Below are 21,322 nucleotides of genomic sequence, written 5' to 3'. Positions count from 1 at the left end.
GCTTATCGCTTACTTCAAACAGGCCGGCGTGATTTTTTTCTCAGCCGCATATTTGTTGGAAGATTCTTCCAGCATCGCGCGCGTCAAAGCCTTGTCACCAGTGACCCAGTTAGGCGTGATGGCTTTCCATTTGTCGCCTGTCCATTGTTGCACCTTGACAGCGCCGGAACCTTCATGATCTTCACAAGAAGTTTTCACAGGCGGGAACATGCCCATCGCACCCAGCGTTTTTTGACGAGCTTCATCAACATTCAGGTTTTCAAAGCCCCAGCGGATTTGCTCGGAAGTCATGAGCTTGCCTTTGCCGTATTTCTCCTGCGCTTTCAGGATGGCTTCTGTCCACAAGATTGCAGCAGTCACACCACGCATGTGATAAACAGAACCGATGCGGGATTTGTCGCCCAGATTGCCCTTGCCAGCGGCATACACCTTGCTGCGGATTTCATCAAGCACTGGGTAATTGCCTGGTGTGTTGAAAGTCATCGCGGTATAGCCTTTTGCTGCATCGCCAGCCGGGATCGCATCTTCTTCTGAACCCGCCCACCAGACACCCAGCATTTTTTCACGCGAATAACCATTGCGCTGTGCGGTCTTGATCGCCACCGCATTCATGACACCCCAGCCCCACAGGATCACATAATCAGGGTTGGCCTGGCGGATTTGCAGCCATTGCGATTGCTGTTCATTGCCGGGGTGGGCAACCGGGATCTTGATGAGCTCGAACCCATATTGCTTGGCTTGTGCTTCAAATACCGGGATAGGTTCTTTCCCGAAAGCAGAATCATGGTAAAGATGGACGATCTTCTTGCCCTTGAGCTTGTCCAGGCCGCCGGATTTATCACCCAGGTATTTGGTCATCGCCGCAGCCTGGTTCCAGTAGCTGGTGATCAGTGGGAAGACATAAGGGAAGACCTTGCCATTGGCCGCATCAGAACGGCCATAACCCAGCGTCGTCAAAGGAATCTTGTCTTCAGCGACACGATCGAGAATACCGTAGGCGATACCAGTAGATAATGGCTCTATCAGCGATGCGCCACCCTGGTTTTTCTTCAGGCGTTCATAACACTCTACACCGCGCGAAGCATTGTATTCTGTCTCGCATTCTTCCCAGGAAATCTTGATCCCATTCAAGCCGCCTTTGGCATTCACCAGATTGAAGTAATCGATGGCACCACCGTAAAAGCCTGATCCGCCAGCCGCATAGGGGCCAACGCGATAAGACAGGACGGGAATGAATTGATCATTCGCCTGGGCTGCATTGACGGCGCCCAGGATTGCCGAAGCCATGAGCAGGGATTTAAGCAGTTTCATATTGTCTCCTAGTGGTTTTGGATGGGTATTGCCTGATGCTTTTCTACCTTTTTTGTCAAAGGCGAAGCATCTTTATTATGAACTCTCTTTTACTTTTGATACTAGTCTTGTTATTGCCACTCAATGCGGGAAAGGCCAGAGTCGCAATTTTTCCTTGGTGATTTGCCACAATCTTGCCAGGCCATGTGGTTCAACGATGAGGAAGAATATAATCAAGGCGCCAAATACCATCAGCTCAAGGTTCGATGCCACGTTGGTCGGCAAGGACAGACCATGGGCAATCAGGTTCAGGACGATGGGCAGCAGGATGATGAAAGCCGAACCAAGGAAAGAGCCGAGTATGGAACCAACACCACCTATAATGATCATGAACAGGATGCGGAAAGACAGGTCAAGGTTATAGGCTTCCGGTTCTACCGTACCCAGATAGGCATAGGCATACAGGGCACCGGCAATACCGCAGTAAAACGAGGACACCGCAAAGGCCAGCAACTTGGTGCGCATGAGGCGGAAACCAATGACTTCTGCCGCTACGTCCATGTCACGCACCGCCATCCATGAGCGGCCTACGTTTGATCTCACCATATTCTTGGCCAGCAATGCCATGACGCAAACTACGGTCAGTGTCAGTAAATACTTTTTGACTGGAGTATTGATACTCATACCCATGATCACCATTTCTTGCGCAGTGATGACGCCGGAAGAACTGTAGTTGGTGAACCACTGTATCTTGGTCAGGCACCACACCACGAAAAATTGGGTTGCCAGCGTCGCTGCTGCCAGGTAAAAACCACGTATGCGCAGCGAGGGCAAACCAAAGGCGATGCCCACCATGGCTGCCGACAAACCACCCAGTACAAAGGCCAGCAAGACAGGGATGCCGGGGATGCGCAATACAAAATTGTAGGAAGCAAAAGCACCTACTGCCATGAATGCTGCTGAACCCAGCGACAATTGTCCGGCATATCCAGTCAGGATATTCAAGCCCAGTGCTGCCAGGGAAAATATCAGGAAGGGAATGAAGATGGCTGAAAACGCATAATCGGTTGCCAGCCCCGGTACGGCAACAAATGCCGCGATCAGGACGATGGCAATACCGATACGGTCTTGTCGTATCGGGAATATCTGGTTATCTGCCTGATAGCTTGTTTTAAACTGACCTGCTTCACGGTAGAACATGGTGTTCCTCTACTCTGCTAATTACGTTTGATTATTAGGACTTACGCTAAACCGCCCCAGCTGCGTTGCAGCTCCTGCATTTAGCAAGATTCGGTACTAAAGTACTGTCTTCGTCGCTACGCCTTGCTGGGACAATTTTGCGTAAGTCCTTATTGGGCTGACCTGCGGGATATCAAATCCTGCGTATGATTTTTTCACCAAACAAACCTTCGGGCCTGACCAGCAGGAACAGCAGTGCCAGCACATATGGGAACCAGCCCTCTATGCCACCACCCACCAATGGGCCTATATACACTTCTGCCAGTTTTTCAGATGCACCGATAATCAGGCCTCCAACAATCGCGCCAGGTACAGAAGTGAAACCGCCCAGTATCAATACCGGCAAGGCTTTCAAGGCGACGAAGGTCAGTGCAAACTGCACACCATTACGTGCACCCCAGAGCAGGCCAGCGACCAGGGCGACGAAGCCAGCCACCGCCCAGACTATGCCCCATATCTGTTGCAGCGGAATACCAACAGCCAGCGCCGCCTGATGATCATCTGCTACCGCACGCAAGGCACGGCCTATCTTGGTTTTGGAAAACAGCAGAGCCAGGCCAGTCACCAGCAGTGCACAAATCAAGGCAGCAATTACATCGAATTGCGACACAAGAATATTGAATTTTTCCATCAAATATTCTATGGGTACATCGTCGATAGGCAGTGTCAGTTTGTGTGGTTGCGAACCCCACAGCAACTGCGCCAGACCTTCGATAAAAAAGGTCAGTCCGATGGTGGCCATGAACAAGGTGATCTCAGGCTGGTTAACCAGCGGGCGCAATACTACCCGCTCGATTGCCAGGCCCAGTGCCACCATCACCAGCATGGTCAGCGGTATCGCCAGCCACAGGGACATTTCAAATTTCTCGGTCAGGCCTACGCAGGTCAGGGCTGCAAAAAACACCATCGCACCTTGCGCAAAATTGAAGACACCCGAAGCCTTGTAAATCAGCACGAAACCCAGCGCTACCAGCGCATACATGACACCGGACAACAAGCCACCGATAAACACTTCAAAGAAAAAACTGATATTCATTTCTAGCTCTCAGCTTACGTTAAGCAAACACTTAAGACCTCTCAACACAGAGACACGGAGACACAGAGGAAAAACATGAGAACTTCTCACATTCAATTTTTGATTTTCTCTGTGCTTTTCTCGGTGTCTCTGTGCCTCTGTGGTTAATGGTTTTAAAATTCTCTAATGCGCCACACCAAGGTAAGCATTAATCACTTCCTGATTCGCCAGCACCTCGGCAGGCGTACCGTCACCGATTTTCTTGCCGTAATCAAGCACGACCACGCGGTCAGAAATATCCATGACCACGCCCATATCATGTTCAATCAAAACGATGGTGGTACCCAGCTGGTCATTGACATCGAGGATGAAGCGGCTCATGTCCTGTTTTTCTTCCACGTTCATGCCAGCCATGGGTTCATCCAGCAATAAAATCTCAGGCTCGGCTGCCAGTGCCCGGCCCAGTTCCACGCGCTTTTGCAAGCCATAGGAAAGACGGCCTACCGGTATTTTGCGTATGTGCTGGATTTCCAGGAAGTCGATAATTTCTTCCACCTTTTCACGGTGGGCGATTTCTTCTTTTTGTGCGGGGCCCCAGTACAAGGCTTGCATGAGGAAATTGCTTTTCATTTTCAGGTTGCGACCCGTCATGATGTTGTCGAGTACGCTCATGCCCTTGAACAGGGCGATGTTCTGGAAAGTCCTGGCGATACCGCTTTTTGCCGCCGCATAGGTATTCATGTCCTTGCGGTGCTGGCCACGGTAAGTGATGTCGCCTTGCTGCGGGCGATATACACCATTGATGACATTCAGCATCGAACTCTTACCAGCACCGTTAGGGCCTATGATGGCGCGTATTTCATGTTCTCTGACGTTGAAGGAAATATTCGTCAGGGCTTTGACACCCCCAAAAGCGAGCGAGATGTTTTGCAAGTCCAGGATGACTTCACCGATTTTTCTGTTATCTGCCATTTATATATTCCTTATGCAGCCAGCTTTTGGGCAGAAAATGTTTTGACATCGCTGATATGCAAATCGGCACTGACCTTGCCCTGGCGGCCATCCTCAAACTTGACCAGGGTCTCTATGAATTGCGAACGCTTGTCTGAATACAGGGCTTCTATCAACACGGCATATTTTTCGGCAATGAACTTGCGCCTGACCTTGCGGGTACGCGTCAGCTCATCATCATCGGGATCGAGTTCTTTGTGCAGCACCAGGAAGCGGTGTATCTGTGTACCTGCCATCAAGTCTTCACTGGCAAGGTCTGCATTCACTTTTTCTATGCACGACAGTATCAGTTGATAAGTCTCGGCCTTGGCCGCCAGATCGGTGTAGCCAGAATAAGCAACGCCGCGTCTTTCTGACCAGTTGCCGACAGCCTCCATATCGATATTGATGAAGGCACACACGGTGTCGCGTTCATGGCCAAAGGCCACGGCTTCCTTGATGAAGGGGAAGAACTTGAGTTTGTTTTCTATGTAGTTGGGCGCGAAGATATGCCCCTGGTTCATCTTGCCTACATCGGCTGCCCGGTCGATGATTTTGAGGTGACCATCCTGGTCAAAGATGCCCGCATCACCGGTATGGAAGTAACCTTGCTCATCCATGACTTCTGCCGTTGCATCAGGGCGCTTGTAGTAGCCCGTCAGCATGGCATCTGACCTGACCAGCACTTCCCCATTTGGAGCGAGTTTGACTTCAACGCCAGGTGCCGCTTCGCCTACACTGTCAAACTTGATTTTCCCATCGGGCTGCAGGCAGACATAGGCGCAGGTTTCGGTCGAGCCATATAATTGCTTGAGGTTGACACCGATGGAGCGATAGAAGCGGAACAGGTCCGGGCCGATCGCGGCACCGGCCGTGTAGGCAACACGCACGCGTGACAGACCCAGTACGTTTTTCAGCGGTCCATAAATCAGCAGATTGCCTAGTGCATATTGCAACCTGTCCATGCCGCTGACAGCTTTGCCGTCAAGGATGTCAGAACCAACACGGCGCGCCAGTTCCATGAAATGGGCAAACAGTTTGCGTTTGATGCTGCCCGCATCTTCCATGCGTATCATGACTGTCGTCAGCATGTTTTCAAACACGCGCGGTGGGGCGAAATAATATGTGGGACCAACTTCACGTAAATCCGTCAGGACGGTTTCACTGGATTCTGGGCAATTCACGGTAAACCCAGCGGCCATGGCCTGGGCAAACGAAAATAAATGGTCGCCCACCCATGCCATGGGCAGGTAAGACAGGATATCCTCGTCTGCAGTGAGTTCGTCAAATTCCATGCCGCCCATTGCCGCTGTCATGAAAGAGCGGTGAGACTGGCAAACTCCCTTGGGCTTGCCGGTGGTGCCTGAAGTGTACAGCATGACAGCAGTGTCGTCAGGTTGACCCAGTTCTACTTCTCTCATGAAAAAATCAGGATGGGTCATATCGAAAGCACGGCCCAGTTCCTGCAAGGCGGCATAGGAAGTCAGTTCTGGCTGGTGATAATGGCGCATGCCACGGTCATCATCAAAGGTGATATGTTGTATGCCAGCATACTGCTGTTTGATCTCCAGCAGCTTATCAACCTGTTCCTGATCTTCGACGACGGCAAAGACAATTTCGGCATTTTCCAGCACATAGGCCATGTCGGCAGCCGGTGCGTCCTGATATAAAGGTACAGGTATGCCCCCCAGGCATTGAGCCGCAGCCATGGCCCAGTACAGGCGTGGGCGGTTGTCGCCGATGATGGCCAGATTCATGCCGCGCTTGAAGCCCTGTGCAGCCAGACCACAGGCAAGGGCGCGCACCTCTGCATTGACTTGCTGCCAGTTCCAGGTTTGCCAGATACCCAGGTCTTTTTCACGGAAGGCCGGATGTTGCGGCCGTGTTTTTCCGTGCTGCAATAACAACCTGGGAAAAGTCGAATTCGCTGCTTCTTTTTGATTCATGTCTCCACCAGCCTATTGTTTTAGGGCTTACTTCATGTGAGTGTCCTGATGCGTCCTTACTGCTTGCTTACGATATCCAGGCAGGGGGACTTTTACGGTAGGTATTGTAGTGGCATGCTGAAATGAGTCGCCTTTGAGTGCCTGCAGTCTTCGCTGCAATCGGCAACTCGCTTACAATGTCTCCGTAATTCTTTTTGTTGAAGCGATAGTAGACCCTTCGGGGGCCAGTGGTTGTCATTCGACTGACAATCTGAAAAAATGAAGCAATTATCTGTGGTGCGTTGCACAAATATGACAAAGAAAATCAGCGACCCTAAAGAACGCTTTGCCAAGTCCATGTGGGCCAGCATGCTCGCACCTGAGCACATGCAAAAGCTGGAAGATGAAGTCGTCGAGCGTTTCATTCCCGCAGGCGGTTACGTATGCCGCAAAGGCGATCCAGTGGAACACTGGATGGGCGTTATTGAAGGCTTCCTGAAGATGAGCAGTATCTCGCCCGATGGCAAGACGGTGACCTTCAGTTGCATGCTTGCGGGCGGCTGGTTTGGTGAAGGCTCGCTGCTGAAGACCGAGCCGCGCCGTTATGACGTGGTGGCCCTGCGGGATACCCGTGTCGCCTATATGCCACGTGCTACCTTCACCTACTTGCTGGATAACAGCATCCCGTTTAACCGCTTTCTCCTGCATCAGTTGAACGAGCGACTGGGCTTGTTCATATCCCTGGTTGAGTATGATCGCATGCTGGACCCCGACACCCGTGTCGCCCGTTGTCTGGCAGCCATGTTCAATCCCTATCTGAATCCTGGTAGCAGCATGCAAATTCAGATATCGCAAGAAGAAATAGGTTACATCTCCAGCGTATCGCGCCAACGTGCCAACCAGGCTTTGCAATTGCTGGAAAAGAAAAACCTGCTGAGCGTGGACTACGGCGGCATTACCATCCTTGACCTGGATGGTTTGCGCCGCTTCCCTGAAGAGTGAAGTATGAAGACCCTGAATATCATTGGTGCCGGTAAAGTTGGCAAGGTACTGGCAAAAAACTTCCAGCGCAAGCAGCAGTTTGCCATACAGCATGTGTTGAATCGTACGCCGGCTAGTGCCAGCAATGCTGTGGCCTGGGTTGGAGCAGGGCAGGCAGTGAATGGCATCTCGCAATTGCAGCCCGCCGATGTCACCATGTTGAGCGTCAGTGACGACCAGATTGCCAGCATCTGCCAGCAACTGGCAGATGCTGGCTTACTGAAAGTGGGCAGCGTCATTTTTCATTGTAGTGGTGCCAAGGCATCGACAGAGTTGCGAGCCGCCAGATTGGCAGGCGCAGTTGTTGCCAGTGTCCATCCAGTGCGTAGTTTTGCCAATGTTGATCTGCTGGCTGAGCAATTTGCTGGCACTATTTGCAGCGTGGAGGGTGATGAGGCCGCACTTACATTATTAGTGCCTGCCTTGCAAGCCATAGGAGCAGAAACCGTGATCATCAATGCTGACAATAAACTGCTGTATCACGCCGGTTCTGTATTCGCCAGCAATTATCTGGTGACCCTGATGGAAGTTGCCCTGCGTACTTATCAGGCGGCGGGCATACCTGCAGAGATCGCGCAAAAGATGGCTGCGCCATTGGCAAGGCAGACGCTGGAAAATGTCTTTAACCTGGGAACGCAAGCCGCATTGACAGGGCCGATTGCCCGTGGCGACATGCAGACAGTCGCCTTACAGCAAACCAGGCTCAACGACTGGGATCAGCAGGCAGGGGACTTGTATCAGGCATTTACGCAGCCGACCATAGACCTGGCGGCTCGCCATCACTCAGAAAAATAAACGCTGTTACGGCCATTTTCCTTGGCTTGATACATCGCCAGGTCGGCACGCTCAAATACGCTGGCTTCACTTTCCTTGTCCTTGCATTCAGCAACACCCATGCTGACGGTGATCGACAATCGGGTGCGCGTCAGGTCGGTAGTGCGCGAGAAGTCATTGTTGGCAATGGTATTGCGCAGGTTTTCGGCGATCGAGGTGGCTTTTTCCAGTGTGCAGTTTTTCAACAAGATCAGAAATTCTTCGCCACCCCAGCGGCAAATGATGTCGCTTTCACGCAGTGAACGTTTGGAGATCAGGGCGATTTCCTTGAGCACATGGTCGCCCACCAGATGGCCTTGCTTGTCGTTGACTTTCTTGAAGAAATCGATATCCAGCAAGACGACACACATGGGCTGGCGCGAGCGTTCGCTATCGAGCAGGGCTTGCTGGAAAACGAAATCAAAAGCCTGGCGGTTCAGCAAATTGGTCAGGGTGTCGGTAGAGGCTGATTTTTCAAGGCGCTTTTGATAGCGTCTGACTGTCAGCAATAAAATCGTCAGTATGATCAGGGTAATGCCTGCACTGATGGCGATATTGATGAAGAAGATATTTTGCAAAGGCTTGATCTCTGTCCCCATTTCCTGCTCTACCAGTAGATGCCAGCCCAGTTCAGGGATGAAGCGTGCATTCACGAGTATGGTTTCATTCCCGTTCTTGTATTCGAGGTGCTGGGATTCGCTTTTGCGATTGGCCAGGATTTGCGGCGCCAGACTGCCCAGACCCGGCAAAGTACTCAGGTTGTTGCGTATCTTTTTCATATTATTGCCAGCCAGGGCAATATTACCCTTTTGGTCAACAAAAAAGATATTCCTGTGAAAACGCGTTTGATAACTGTCTATCAGGGTTTTCATGGTGTCCAGCGTCATGCCTATCCCAGTGGCGCCGATGAATTTGCCGGAGTAATCGAGTATGCGGTAGTTGATAAAGATGGTCATGGTGTCGCGGTTGGCCATGTCAGCATCAACATTGGTTTCATACTCGCTTTTGAGACCGCGGACGCGGAAGAACCATTGATCACGTGGTTCCGTATTGCTGATGGTTTTCAGGACGCCATCGGCATGATAATAATTATGGCTTTGGTCTGACACCATGAAGCTGGAAATCGCATTGTTTTTTTGCTTGATTTCCTTCAGGTACTTGATGATCTGGTCTTTGTCCTCTTCGCCATTGATGATCCAGTCACGCAAAAAAGTGTCATGTGCCATTTGCGAAGACACAAAGACCGGGCGCAAAATGTCCTTTTGAATTTCAGAATAAACGTTGTCACCAGTGATGGGCAGGGTTTGCTCGGAGATGCCTTGTTGTATGGCATCACGGGAAACCACAAAAGATGCCACGGTCGTGGAAACAAAACCTGCAATCAGGATCAGGGATAGCCAGACCAGCAGACCGTATTTTTTTAACATTTTTTGCATGAATGATAGACGGAGCATGAGCGTGAGGTTTGCCGCAAGATAATACTATAAACCCATACCAATTCTGGTCAATTTCTAGGCAAACTACTGTGTCTTGCTCAGGTTTTGAGCACAATCAGGCGATATTCACGTAGTTTTATGCGGAGAGCAGTCTTTTGAAGATTTGTTGTTATTTTAATTAACAGACGGGAATAAGAGAATGCCGCTATACGCGGCATTTAAGAGATTAGCTGAAATGAGGTCTTAAGGGCGTGGCGTCAAAGACACATGGATACGCAGGCGTGAGCCAGGGTTATATGGCATGACCGAAGTATAAGTTCGGTTATGGTACTCATATGTCACAGCATAGCCATTGGTACGGCTTTCCCAGCTATCGATATTACGGCACTGACGCACAGGGCGGCTTTCATAGGAGGGCTGGTCATTATAATGATTGCCGTTATTGCCATTGTTTTCAACGCGATCACCAACGATTGCGCCAGTTACAGCACCTACGGCAGCGGCGGCGATACGACCATTGCCGCCACCGACCTGGCTACCCAGCAAACCACCAGCCAGGCCACCTATGATGGCACCGCCATTGCTGCGTTCTGCCTGTTGCTGGCGTGGATAATTGCGCTGGCTGGTTTCATATTCGGTGCGGCACTCCTGGCGTGGCACATTGACCTGCTCAACTTGCGGGGTAACGCTGATGACGCGGGCATAATCATCAAAGTCGGCAGCCTGGGCTGCAGGAACAAGGGCACTTGCAGAAAATGCCAGTAAGGATGCAGCCATGGAGAATTTTGTGAATGTCATTTTTTTACCTCTTTCGATTTGGATCATGTGATCAACATTGCCGTGCCTCTGAGTTTGCCAAAATGGCAAAAATGGGCATCTGGGTTCTGGTAATTGTCTATATATCCTGTGATAGTCTCTTGCTAGTGTGTATATAACGCTTGGGCCTCGAAAATAGAAGACATGAAAATGTAAGTGTCTGTTTCAATGTACTTTTGGTATTGTATTCTTGTACTTTACACCGTTGGCCTCATGTATAGCGCTCGCATGCCCCTCAAATACCCTCTACTGGAGAATTTATGCACTTGCAATGGACATCCTGGTTAACCCTTGCCGTACTCTGCATGTATTTCTGGAATGTAATGGTAGTAGGACGTTTGCGGGTGAAACTTCAGGTCAAGGCTCCGGCCATGGATGGACCTCCAGAATTTTTACGGGCCATGCGGGTGCAGGCAAATACCGTAGAGCAAATGGTCTTCTTTTTTCCAGCGCTATGGTTGTGCGCCATCTGGAGCGGTGATATACCGGCAGCTTTATTGGGGGTAGTATGGTTGCTTGGGCGCATTATGTATGCTTTGGCCTATCTGCAAGATGCCAGTAAGCGCTCCATGGGTTTCCTGGTTTCTACCCTGGCGGCAATAGCCTTGCTGCTGGGCGCAGTGATAGGTTTGAGTGGGGTATTGAAATGAAGTCTAAATCATTGACCAGCCTGGCCAGTCAGGCATTATCGCCATCCATCTATGCTTCTTACATCCTCATGGGCATAGCCCTGTTGATGGTGTTGAAGGCAGGCTTGCTGCTTGCCCTGTTTTCTGGCTTGCTGGTATTTTCCATCATTCATGTGCTGGCACCGGCAATCGCCCTGCGTTTCAGGCATAAGCAACCACGCATGATCGCCGTTGTAATTTTATCAATATTATTGATAACTGGTCTGATATTGAGTGGTTGGGCCATCCATGCCTTTTTGCGTAGCGATGCCGGGAATTTGCATAGTCTGTTACAGAAACTGGCAGACATCATAGAAACTTCACGTCATCAATTACCTGAGTGGGTGAGTACTAACTTGCCGGAGGATGTTGAAGCCCTCAGACTGATGATGACACACTGGCTACGTGAACATGCTGGTGAAGCCAAGCAACTGGTGCCAGAAGCAGGTCATCTGATCGTCCACTTATTGCTGGGCATGATCATAGGCGCCATGATTGCCCTCAGGGATGTCAGTGGCGACAGCAATCACAAGCCCTTTGCTGCCGCCATGCAACACAGGATCAGCAATCTGGGTCAGATTTTTCATAAAATCGTGTTTGCCCAAGTGCAAATATCCTTGATCAATACCGTATTTACTGCAATTTACCTGGCTGCTATCCTGCCTATGGCTGGTATACACTTGCCTTTGATTAAGACCATGATTGCCATTACCTTCCTGGCGGGTTTGATACCGGTAGCGGGCAATATTATTTCCAATACCGTTATCGTGATTGTGGCCTTGTCACAATCTCTGAACGTGGCGATTGCTTCGCTGGTATTCATGATCGTCATCCATAAAGCAGAATATTTCCTGAATGCGCGCATTATTGGTGCGCAAGTGAATGCCAGGGCTTGGGAATTGCTGACTGCTATCCTGGTCATGGAAACCCTGTTTGGCGTTCCTGGTGTGGTTGCGGCCCCGGTGTTTTATGCTTATATCAAGAAAGAGCTGCGTGACCGCGGTCTGGTTTAATGAAGCATCGCAATGAATTTTCTATCCTAAAAAGGCTTAAACATGATTCTGGAGTTAGCAGATATACGCATACACGCAGGCAAACAAGACGAATTTGATGTTGCCATACAGCGTGGGCTTGACGAAGTGATACGCCATGCCAAGGGCTTCCTTGGTTTCAAGGTACAAAAGGGAATTGAGTCGCCAGAGCGCTATCTGCTCATGATTTACTGGGCAACTTTGGAGAACCATACAGTAGACTTTCGTGAGTCTGCAGCATTTGCCGATTGGCGCGCCATCGTCGGCCCCTATTTTGCCAGCGCCCCTGTAGTTGAACATTTTGATCTTTTAGCCAGGTCTGAGTGATTTTTTTGTATAGCCTGGGATAATTCCGACTTGATTACCGGCGTTTCATCCCAAGCTTATCAAGTCATGATTTGCCTGTGGCGCTGAGGTCGGCGTTCAATTTTGGCAACAGCTTGCTCTCCAAAAGGTCATTATGGTTCCGCATCTCGTCACCGCTCTCAACGGCCCCCTGCTCGATCTTGAAAAAAAGATATTAGAAGCGACACCTGCGATCGAACGCTGGTTTCGTCTTGAATGGCAGGAACACACTCCGCCATTTTATTGCTCAGTTGACCTGCGTAATGCCGGTTTCAAGCTGGCTCCTGTCGATACCAATTTATTCCCCGGTGGTTTTAATAACCTGGCATCAGAAATGCTGCCATTGGCGGTACAAGCAGCCATGGCGGCGATAGAAAAGTATTGCCCGGATGCTAAAAATCTCTTGGTCATCCCTGAGAGTCATACCCGCAATGTGTTTTACCTGCAAAACATTGCCCGCATGATGCAGATTTTCCGCCAGACCGGTTTGAATGTGCGCCTGGGTTCGCTGTCAGCGGATATTACTGAACCAACACCTATCGATCTGCCGGATGGCAGTCAGTTGATACTGGAGCCGCTGGAGCGCTCTGCCAATGGTCGCCGCCTGGGCCTGAAAAACTTCGACCCTTGCACTATCTTGCTCAACAATGATTTGTCGGCAGGCATACCTGCGATACTTGAAGAACTCAATGAGCAGACTTTGCTGCCGCCTCTGCATGCAGGCTGGGCTTTACGCCGCAAGAGCAATCATTTCCACGCCTATGATGAAGTGGTCAAGAAATTCGCCAAGATGGTGGATATCGACCCCTGGATGCTGAATCCTTTCTTTATCAAGTGCAAGGATGTAAATTTCCATGACCGCAGCGGTGAAGATACGCTGGTAGCGGCGGTGGACACTGTACTCGCCAAAATACGCAAAAAATACAAGGAATACGGCATCAAGGAAAAACCCTTTGTCATCGTCAAGGCCGATGCAGGGACTTATGGCATGGGCATCATGACCGTGCACGATTCCAGCGAAGTGCGTGACCTTAACCGCAAGCAGCGCAACAAGATGTCGGTCGTCAAGGATGGCATGGAAGTCAGGGATGTCATTGTGCAGGAAGGTGTCTACACCTTTGAGCAAATCAATGAATCCGTGGCTGAGCCTGTGGTGTACATGATAGACCGCTATGTGGTCGGTGGTTTCTACCGCGTGCATGAAGACCGTGGCGTCGATGAAAACCTCAACGCCCCTGGCATGCATTTCGTGCCGCTGGCCTTTGCACAGCAACATGCGGTGCCGGACATGAAGGCAAAACCGGGTACGGCAGCGCCAAATCGTTTTTACATGTATGGTGTAGTTGCGCGTCTGGCATTGCTGGCGGCATCACTGGAGCTGGAAAAAACTGATCCTAATCCTGAGGTTTATTGAACTCCATTGATTTCTATTTAGCTAAGAAGATTGAGCATAACCATGAAAATCGCTTTTCTGACCGATCCACTGTCGCAATTCAAGACGTACAAGGATTCCACTTACGCCATGATGGTCGAGGCAGACAAGCGTGGATATGCCATTTATGCCTTTGGCCCGGAAGACATGGCGCTGGAAAGCGGCAAGGTGATTGCCAATATCTGCCGCATCACCCTGACTGGTGATAGCCAGGACTGGTTCCGGCTGTCAGAGCCAGAGTCATTGCCGTTGAGTGCTTTTGACGCCGTCCTGCAGCGCAAAGATCCGCCATTTGATATGGAATATATCTACGCGACTTATCTGCTGGAACTGGCAGAGCAGCAGGGCGCCAGGGTATTCAATAAACCGGCAGCGATCCGCAATCATAATGAAAAGCTCAGCATTGCCCAGTTCAGCCAGTTCACTGCGCCTACGCTGGTGACGCGGGATGAGCAACGTATCCGCGCTTTCCATAAAGAACATCAGGACATCATCCTCAAGCCCCTGGATGGCATGGGTGGCACAGGTATTTTCCGCATCCGTGACGATGGCATGAACCTGGGTTCTGTCATCGAGACCTTGACCGTCAATGGTAGCCGTACCATTATGGTACAGCGTTATATCCCTGAAATCGTTCATGGTGATAAAAGGATATTGCTGATAGGTGGCAAGGTTGTGCCCTTTGCGCTGGCGCGTATCCCGCAAAATGGTGAAGTCAGAGGCAACCTGGCGGCGGGTGGTCTGGGCGTGGCGCAGGAATTATCGGCCCGCGATCTTGAGATTGCACAGACTTTGGCACCTGAACTTTATCAAAGAGGTCTGTTGCTGGTAGGATTAGACGTTATTGGCGAGAACTTGACAGAAGTCAATGTGACCAGCCCTACCTGTTTCCAGGAAATTACCCAACAAAAAGGCTTCAATGTTGCTGCCATGTTCATTGATGCCCTGGAAGCCGCGATTTCGGCTTAAATAAATGGAAGACGGTGAGCCCTGCGCTGGCCGTCGCTAGAGAGTTATAGAACGATGGTTGGCATACTTTTAATGACGCATGCACCCTTGGGAACTGCCTTTATGCAGGCTGCAGCCCATGTTTTCCGTGGCATGCCCGAACGCTTTGAAGCAATAGATGTCATCGCCGACCAGAATATTGATGAAGTCAACCGCCTCGCACGTGAAGCCGTGCAGCGTCTGGACGATGGTTCCGGTGTGCTGGTGATCACCGATGTCATGGGGGGAACGCCCTCGAATTGCTGCAGGCAACTGGGTGACCCGGACCGCGTGGCGATCATTGCCGGCATCAGCCTGCCCATGTTGTTGCGGGCAATAACTTATCGTAGTGATGTACTTGATGTCGTGGTGGAGATGGCCCTGGCCGGCGGCCAGAATGGTGCGATCAGACTCGACAATCGTGTGCGTTTATCACCAGGTTAACTATGAAAGAAAGTGAAGCATGATCCAACAAGAAATTGAAATCATCAACAAGCTGGGTTTGCATGCACGCGCATCGGCAAAGTTTACGCAAACAGCCAGCAAATTCAAGGCTGAAGTATGGCTGACCCGCAATAGCCGCCGTGTGAATGGCAAGTCCATCATGGGTGTCATGATGCTGGCAGCAGGCAAGGGCAGCAAAGTTTTGCTGGAGACTGATGGTGTTGATGAGCAAGCCTGTTTTGATGCCATCCAGGCGCTGATCAACGACAAGTTTGGCGAAGGGGAATAAGCCCTGACTGGCGATGTCTGGTTTGCGAGGATTTGCAAGACGATTTCATGATCGAAACAAATGGCAACATATTTGTGATTGTTGTTTTGAGTCCTATCGCTTACCGTGTCCTACTTTGATTGAATCGACGAAAATATGTATACAAGCTTGCATATTGTCTTATGCTTGGCGATACATCAGTATAAATAAGACAGGGCGGCATAAACATAGCGCCCGGAGATAAAGTATTTTGGGGGATACAGCATGGCATCTTTTACACTGCAAGGCATCCCCGTTTCACGCGGCATCGCGATCGGACGCGCCCATCTACTGCGTCCCGCAGCGCTGGATGTGCAGCATTATCTGGTAGGACAAGAGCAGGTCGAAGCCGAAGTGCAAAGACTGCAGTTAGCCATCGTTCAGGTACACAAAGAATTGCAAGCCATCTGGTCAGATTTGCCGATTGATGCGCCGACCGAGCTTGGCGCATTTATCGACGTACATGTACTGATCTTGTCCGACCCCATGATCTCAGAGGCACCACTCGATATCATACGCACCCGTCATTACAATGCCGAATGGGCACTGGTCAGCCAGATCGATGAATTGTCCGCTCAGTTCGATGAAATTGAAGATGATTACCTGCGCGAACGCAAGGCTGATATCCAGCAGGTGGCAGAGCGCGTACTCAAAGTCTTGACAGGCACTGCCGGTAGTGCGGTGCGTTCGGACGGTATTGACGAACGCAATGCCAATATGATCGTCGTCGCCAGGGATATTTCACCCGCCGACATGATGCAGTTCCGCGATGTTGCCTTTACCGGTTTTGTGACCGATGAAGGTGGGCAAAATTCCCACACCGCCATCGTTTCGCGCAGCCTGGGCATACCGGCAGTCGTAGGTATGGGCAATGCGTCACGACTTATCGATCAGGACGACTGGCTCATTATCGACAGTGACGCTGGTGTCGTCATTGTTGCCCCTAGCACCCTGGTGCTGGAACAATATCGTGAACGTCAGGCATTACTGGCCAAGGCCAGGAAAAAACTCCACAAGCTCAAAAAGACGCCTGCAATCACGCAAGACGGTGTCGAAATTACCTTGCTGGCAAATATAGAACTGCCACAAGATGCCGCTCACGCGCTGGAAGCAGGTGCCAGCGGGGTAGGCCTGTTCCGTTCAGAATTCCTGTTCATGGAAAGCAGCGGCCAGCAACACAAGTTGCCGACCGAAGAAGAACAGTTTGATGCTTACCGCACTGCAGTGCTGGGCATGAAGGGCAGGCCAGTCACAATACGCACGCTGGATGTGGGTGCAGACAAGCCGCTGGACACGACAGAACACAATATTCTCAATCCGGCACTGGGTTTGCGCGCTATCCGCTATTGCCTGGCAGAGCCACAATTATTCCTGACGCAATTGCGCGCCATCCTGCGTGCTTCGGCTTTTGGCAAGGTCAAGATACTGATACCGATGATGGCCCATGGTTTCGAGATAGACCAGACCCTGGCCATGATAGAACAGGCCAAGAGTGAGCTACGTAAGGAAGGCAAGGACTTTGATGCAGAGATTGCCATCGGCGCCATGATAGAAATCCCGGCGGCAGCCTTGTCATTGCCCATGTTTGTCAAGAAACTCGATTTCCTGTCTGTTGGCACCAATGACCTGATTCAATACACCCTGGCAATCGACAGGGCAGACCATGAAGTTGCCCATTTGTACGATGATTTACACCCCGCTATTTTGCAGCTCTTGCAAATGATCATTACCGCTGGCGACAGGGCAGGCATACCGGTCTCCATCTGCGGCGGCATGGCCGGGGATATCCGGCTGACACGCCTGCTGGCGGGTATGGGTTTCCGTGAATTGTCCATGCCGGCAGCGTTGTTGCCAGAAATTAAACAAGAGATACTGAACACCCGGCTTGATGCCTTGCAGGGCCATGTGAAAAAAATCCTGCGCAGCTATGATTCAACAACGATCAGGGAAACCCTGGCTGCCATGGGGGCGCTGTCGCCAACACTCCATTAAAATGGTGGCTGTTGCGGCACTGGAGTTTGACCTCGGTGCCAGACTTGGTTTATCCTTCACCTATTGCGCCGATTTGAGAATCAGCTTGCGGGCGCGGTTCGGAAAACATCCCGAATGATAAATACGGCTAAAGCGAGCTTGAATGCAGCTTTCCACTTCCCACATTCAGCCCACCTTTTAGCCTTCCTGAGTTTTTTGATAATGGGTTAAGTCCCTATGGAAGAGTGTATGTCATCCTCACCTGGATCAGTTGGCATCGTGACGCCACAAGCGTTTCAATTCGATGAGCCCTTGGCCTTGCAAAACGGTACCTCGATTGCAGGCTACACCCTGATGGTGGAAACCTATGGTAGCCTGAATGCAGACAAGTCCAATGCAGTCCTGATTTGCCATGCCCTCAATGCCTCTCACCATGTGGCTGGCGTGTATGCTGACCAGCCCAAGAATCTGGGCTGGTGGGACAATATGGTCGGGCCGGGCAAACCCGTCGATACCAATCTATTTTTTGTCATCGGCGTGAATAACCTGGGTTCCTGTTTTGGCTCCACAGGCCCCATGCATACCAACCCCGCGACTGGCAAACCGTATGGTGCTGACTTCCCGGTAGTGACAGTGGAAGACTGGGTCAATGCGCAAGCCAGGCTGGCAGACCGTCTTGGCATACAACAATTTGCGGCAGTCATGGGGGGCTCACTTGGTGGCATGCAGGCGCTGGCCTGGAGCATTTTGTATCCGGATCGCTTGCGTCATTGTGTGGTAGTGGCCTCTACTCCCAAATTGTCAGCACAAAATATTGCCTTCAATGATGTGGCGCGCCAGGCGATTTTGACGGATCCCGATTTTCATGGCGGTGATTTTTATGCCCACGGCGTAGTACCGCGCCGTGGCTTGCGGGTAGCGCGCATGATAGGCCACATCACCTATTTGTCTGACGATGATATGGCAGAAAAATTTGGCCGTGATCTGAAAGGCGGCGACTATCAGTTTGGTTATGGCGTGGATTTTGAAATTGAATCCTACCTGCGCTATCAGGGGGATAAATTCTCGGATTATTTCGATGCGAATACTTATTTGCTGATCACCAAGGCCCTCGATTATTTTGACCCAGCCCGCCATACTGGCGGCGATCTCTCCAAAGCACTGGCGCACACCAGGGCCAAGTTTTTGCTCGCTTCTTTCACGACTGACTGGCGCTTTTCACCTGAGCGCAGCCGCGAAATTGTCAAGGCCCTGGTCAGCAATAAAAGGACAGTCAGTTACGCAGAAATCGATGCACCGCATGGCCATGATGCCTTCTTGCTGGATGACTCGCGTTACCTGAATCTGATTGCAGCCTATTACCGGCGTATAGATGCAGAATTGCAGGCCGAATTGTTGGGAGCAGCAGCATGAATTTTGCCGAATTAAAAGTTTTGCGACCAGACCTTGCTTTCATCGCCCATTGGATCAAGCCGCAAGCACAAGTGCTGGATGTCGGCTGTGGTGATGGCGTCATGCTTGATTATCTACAAAGCGACAAGCAATGTAGTGGATACGGCATAGAAATCGCCGACGACAAGGTACTCGCCTGCGCCACACGTGGCGTGAATGTCATACAGCAGGATATGGAAAACGGGCTGGGCATGTTTGAAGATAATGCCTTTGATACCGTCATGTGCCTGTCCTCATTGCAGATGATGAAGCATGTCGAACCCTTGTTGCGTGACATCGCCAGGGTAGGGCAGGAGGCGATAGTTTCTTTCCCCAATTTTGGTTACTGGCCTCACCGTACTGCCTTGTTGCGCGGCAAGATGCCAGTCTCAAAATCCCTGCCCTATGAATGGTATGACACACCTAACGTACGCTGTGCGACGATTTATGATTTCTCCGACCTGGCCAATGAAGTGGGTCTGAATGTGCTTGAATGCGTCGCTCTGCATGAAGGCAAGCCAGTGACCTGGTTACCCAATTTACGTGGCAGCCTGGCAGTTTTCCGCTTGCGAAAAAAATAGGCTGCCATTCGTTCAGGTGTTTAGTGTTGAGCAGGGCAGGAAGTTTGCGCGCCTAAGTTTGTGGGAGCAGGATTTCCTGGCGTTGTCGTTCGATTTTTTTCCTAGTGCAATAGACGGTTCTTCCCAAAGCCGTTCACAATGAGAAAGATAAAGATGCCTATCTCTCCTAGGCCAATTCGCTTTGAAAAGAAATGGGTGAAAGTGACTTTCATGGCATTCAAGCTGATATTTGCCTGAACCATAGCCGCAAAAATAAATTGTATGCTGGTAAATCATGCGCAGCGCTGCTACGCCGCGCAGGAAATCGATGCACTGAAAGCGCCTGGTTGAGGGCTGATTGGGGAGTGGATTCGTGGAGCTTGTTTTCATATTTGCAATATGTATCTTGCCCCCAGCCACTCGTTGCCAGAGCGTGAATAGGATAAGTAGAGGTATATGAATTTACTTTCCAGAAATATTTAAATATTTACAATAGCTGCAGAAATACTTGCGTGAGTGATCGAAAGAAACCTGGAAACGGGATGACAAGGCCAGCCTTAAATTTTTAAATGAGGCTGGGTCTTTAAAAAAATGTCGATGGCTCCCATTTGCGCTTATCATTCTGCGTATCTTCTTGTCCTGCATTAGCCATGAAACTGAGCCACACCGCACTTGTATTTACCAGCCTGTTTGCACTGGGCGCGCCTGCTTACGCACAAAACAATGCGCAACAGGAAGGTGTCAAGGTAGGTGACATGTCCATCATGCGCAAATTGGCACCAACTGGCGCGCTCGAAGGCCAGGCCGCTACGCAATATGCACAGACCATGCGGGCAGCAGAACAAAAAAATGCCCTGGGCCCAGCCAATCATCCTCAAGTCATACGCCTGCGCGCAATCGCTGACAAATTGATCCCGCATGCCCTGAAATGGAACGAGCGTGCAAGGCAGTGGAAATGGGAAGTTAACCTGATAGGCTCCAAACAAGTGAATGCCTACTGCATGCCCGGTGGCAAGATCGCTTTTTACTCCGGTATCCTTGATACCCTGAAACTCACCGATGATGAAGTAGCCATGATCATGGGCCATGAAATTGCCCATGCACTGCGTGAGCATGGTGCAGAACGTGCCGGTAAGGCTGTCGCTGCCAATATAGGTGTCAAACTGGTGGAATTGTGGGCAGGTGCAAAAGGCTATGATCCCAATCTGGCCGGTGGCCTGGCTGGTGGTGCTGCCAAATTTGGCATGCTGGCATTTTCCCGTTCAGATGAAACCGAAGCAGACATCGTTGGCCTCGACATTGCCGCCAGAGCTGGCTATGACCCACGCGCCGGTGTCGCCCTGTGGCAGAAAATGGGTATGCTGAACAAAAGCGCCCCTCCACAATGGCTGTCCACACACCCCGCAGGCACTACCCGCATCGCAGAAATTCGCAACCACTTCCCTGAAGTGATGCCACTCTACGCCCAAGCAAAAGGCGTCAGCTTGAGCGCACTTCCGCCATACCAAACCAATGTCAACGGGATTGCTCCCATTGTATATTCGGCAAAATAAGCTAATTTCAATTCAAAAATAGTATGTT

20 protein-coding genes are annotated in these 21,322 nt (G+C 50.7%); 13 read left to right on the top strand and 7 right to left on the bottom strand.

Features of this window, described 5'->3' with window-relative positions:
* Nucleotides 1–9 precede the first annotated feature (9 nt).
* From H8L47_RS22645 to H8L47_RS22625, 5 genes are all read right to left on the bottom strand, one after another.
* Nucleotides 10–1,311: an ABC transporter substrate-binding protein gene (locus tag H8L47_RS22645; protein WP_186955879.1), complete on the bottom strand. Its 1,302-nt coding sequence runs from the start codon at nucleotides 1,309–1,311 to the stop codon at nucleotides 10–12.
* Between the two features lie 120 nt (nucleotides 1,312–1,431).
* Nucleotides 1,432–2,490: a branched-chain amino acid ABC transporter permease gene (locus H8L47_RS22640; protein ID WP_186955878.1), complete on the bottom strand. Its 1,059-nt coding sequence runs from the start codon at nucleotides 2,488–2,490 to the stop codon at nucleotides 1,432–1,434.
* A gap of 172 nt (nucleotides 2,491–2,662) precedes the next feature.
* Nucleotides 2,663–3,559 carry a branched-chain amino acid ABC transporter permease gene (locus tag H8L47_RS22635; protein ID WP_186955977.1) on the bottom strand — a complete coding sequence of 299 codons (897 nt, stop codon included), beginning with the start codon at nucleotides 3,557–3,559 and terminating at the stop codon, nucleotides 2,663–2,665.
* Nucleotides 3,560–3,727: 168 nt separating this feature from the next.
* Nucleotides 3,728–4,516, bottom strand: coding sequence for an ABC transporter ATP-binding protein (locus H8L47_RS22630; RefSeq protein WP_186955877.1), 789 nt, complete (start codon nucleotides 4,514–4,516; stop codon nucleotides 3,728–3,730).
* A gap of 11 nt (nucleotides 4,517–4,527) precedes the next feature.
* Nucleotides 4,528–6,480, bottom strand: a complete 1,953-nt coding sequence (locus H8L47_RS22625) for an AMP-dependent synthetase/ligase (RefSeq protein ID WP_186955876.1) — start codon at nucleotides 6,478–6,480, stop codon at nucleotides 4,528–4,530.
* 291 nt (nucleotides 6,481–6,771) lie between these two features.
* On the opposite strand from H8L47_RS22625, the gene H8L47_RS22620 reads away from it, so the two are divergent.
* Complete coding sequence (locus H8L47_RS22620; protein ID WP_230413874.1) at nucleotides 6,772–7,461, top strand: Crp/Fnr family transcriptional regulator; 690 nt, start codon at nucleotides 6,772–6,774, stop codon at nucleotides 7,459–7,461.
* A gap of 3 nt (nucleotides 7,462–7,464) precedes the next feature.
* The gene (locus tag H8L47_RS22615; protein WP_186955874.1) at nucleotides 7,465–8,295 is read left to right on the top strand and encodes a Rossmann-like and DUF2520 domain-containing protein; all 831 of its coding nucleotides are present in this window, start codon (nucleotides 7,465–7,467) and stop codon (nucleotides 8,293–8,295) included.
* Here the strand turns inward: H8L47_RS22615 and H8L47_RS22610 are convergent.
* Together H8L47_RS22610 and H8L47_RS22605 are read right to left on the bottom strand one after the other, a co-directional pair.
* Nucleotides 8,280–9,740, bottom strand: a complete 1,461-nt coding sequence (locus H8L47_RS22610; RefSeq protein ID WP_230413873.1) for a sensor domain-containing diguanylate cyclase — start codon at nucleotides 9,738–9,740, stop codon at nucleotides 8,280–8,282. The genes H8L47_RS22615 and H8L47_RS22610 overlap by 16 nt on opposite strands.
* 252 nt (nucleotides 9,741–9,992) lie before the next feature.
* Nucleotides 9,993–10,547, bottom strand: coding sequence for a glycine zipper 2TM domain-containing protein (locus H8L47_RS22605; protein ID WP_186955872.1), 555 nt, complete (start codon nucleotides 10,545–10,547; stop codon nucleotides 9,993–9,995).
* A gap of 278 nt (nucleotides 10,548–10,825) precedes the next feature.
* Here H8L47_RS22605 and H8L47_RS22600 point away from each other — a divergent pair, with 278 nt between their 5' ends.
* From H8L47_RS22600 to H8L47_RS22550, 11 genes are all read left to right on the top strand, one after another.
* The gene (locus tag H8L47_RS22600; RefSeq protein ID WP_186955871.1) at nucleotides 10,826–11,215 is read left to right on the top strand and encodes an MAPEG family protein; all 390 of its coding nucleotides are present in this window, start codon (nucleotides 10,826–10,828) and stop codon (nucleotides 11,213–11,215) included.
* Nucleotides 11,212–12,246 (top strand): AI-2E family transporter, encoded by a 1,035-nt coding sequence (locus tag H8L47_RS22595; RefSeq protein WP_186955870.1) that lies wholly within the window; start codon nucleotides 11,212–11,214, stop codon nucleotides 12,244–12,246. Before H8L47_RS22600 ends, H8L47_RS22595 begins: the two co-directional genes overlap by 4 nt.
* A gap of 42 nt (nucleotides 12,247–12,288) precedes the next feature.
* Nucleotides 12,289–12,591 carry an antibiotic biosynthesis monooxygenase family protein gene (locus tag H8L47_RS22590; RefSeq protein ID WP_186955869.1) on the top strand — a complete coding sequence of 101 codons (303 nt, stop codon included), beginning with the start codon at nucleotides 12,289–12,291 and terminating at the stop codon, nucleotides 12,589–12,591.
* Nucleotides 12,592–12,724: 133 nt separating this feature from the next.
* Complete coding sequence (gshA, locus tag H8L47_RS22585; RefSeq protein ID WP_186955868.1) at nucleotides 12,725–14,023, top strand: glutamate--cysteine ligase; 1,299 nt, start codon at nucleotides 12,725–12,727, stop codon at nucleotides 14,021–14,023.
* Between the two features lie 42 nt (nucleotides 14,024–14,065).
* Nucleotides 14,066–15,010 carry a glutathione synthase gene (gene gshB / locus H8L47_RS22580; protein WP_186955867.1) on the top strand — a complete coding sequence of 315 codons (945 nt, stop codon included), beginning with the start codon at nucleotides 14,066–14,068 and terminating at the stop codon, nucleotides 15,008–15,010.
* Nucleotides 15,011–15,064: 54 nt separating this feature from the next.
* Nucleotides 15,065–15,472 (top strand): PTS sugar transporter subunit IIA, encoded by a 408-nt coding sequence (locus tag H8L47_RS22575; RefSeq protein WP_186955866.1) that lies wholly within the window; start codon nucleotides 15,065–15,067, stop codon nucleotides 15,470–15,472.
* A gap of 19 nt (nucleotides 15,473–15,491) precedes the next feature.
* Nucleotides 15,492–15,761 (top strand): HPr family phosphocarrier protein, encoded by a 270-nt coding sequence (locus H8L47_RS22570; RefSeq protein ID WP_186955865.1) that lies wholly within the window; start codon nucleotides 15,492–15,494, stop codon nucleotides 15,759–15,761.
* Between the two features lie 243 nt (nucleotides 15,762–16,004).
* Nucleotides 16,005–17,771, top strand: coding sequence for a phosphoenolpyruvate--protein phosphotransferase (gene ptsP / locus H8L47_RS22565; protein ID WP_186955864.1), 1,767 nt, complete (start codon nucleotides 16,005–16,007; stop codon nucleotides 17,769–17,771).
* Nucleotides 17,772–17,999: 228 nt separating this feature from the next.
* Entirely contained in the window at nucleotides 18,000–19,163 is a 1,164-nt protein-coding gene (gene metX, locus H8L47_RS22560) for a homoserine O-succinyltransferase MetX (RefSeq protein ID WP_230413872.1), read from the top strand.
* Nucleotides 19,160–19,762, top strand: coding sequence for a methionine biosynthesis protein MetW (gene metW, locus H8L47_RS22555; protein ID WP_186955862.1), 603 nt, complete (start codon nucleotides 19,160–19,162; stop codon nucleotides 19,760–19,762). The genes metX and metW overlap by 4 nt, the downstream gene beginning before the upstream one ends.
* Before the next feature lie 629 nt (nucleotides 19,763–20,391).
* Nucleotides 20,392–21,294, top strand: a complete 903-nt coding sequence (locus H8L47_RS22550) for a M48 family metallopeptidase (RefSeq protein ID WP_186955861.1) — start codon at nucleotides 20,392–20,394, stop codon at nucleotides 21,292–21,294.
* Nucleotides 21,295–21,322: the final 28 nt, after the last annotated feature.

It is taken from the genome of Undibacterium umbellatum, from assembly GCF_014284125.1.
Taxonomy (GTDB): domain Bacteria; phylum Pseudomonadota; class Gammaproteobacteria; order Burkholderiales; family Burkholderiaceae_D; genus Undibacterium; species Undibacterium umbellatum.
The sequence above is the reverse complement of the archived record's forward strand: the minus strand, read 5'-3'. Positions and strand labels throughout refer to the sequence as shown.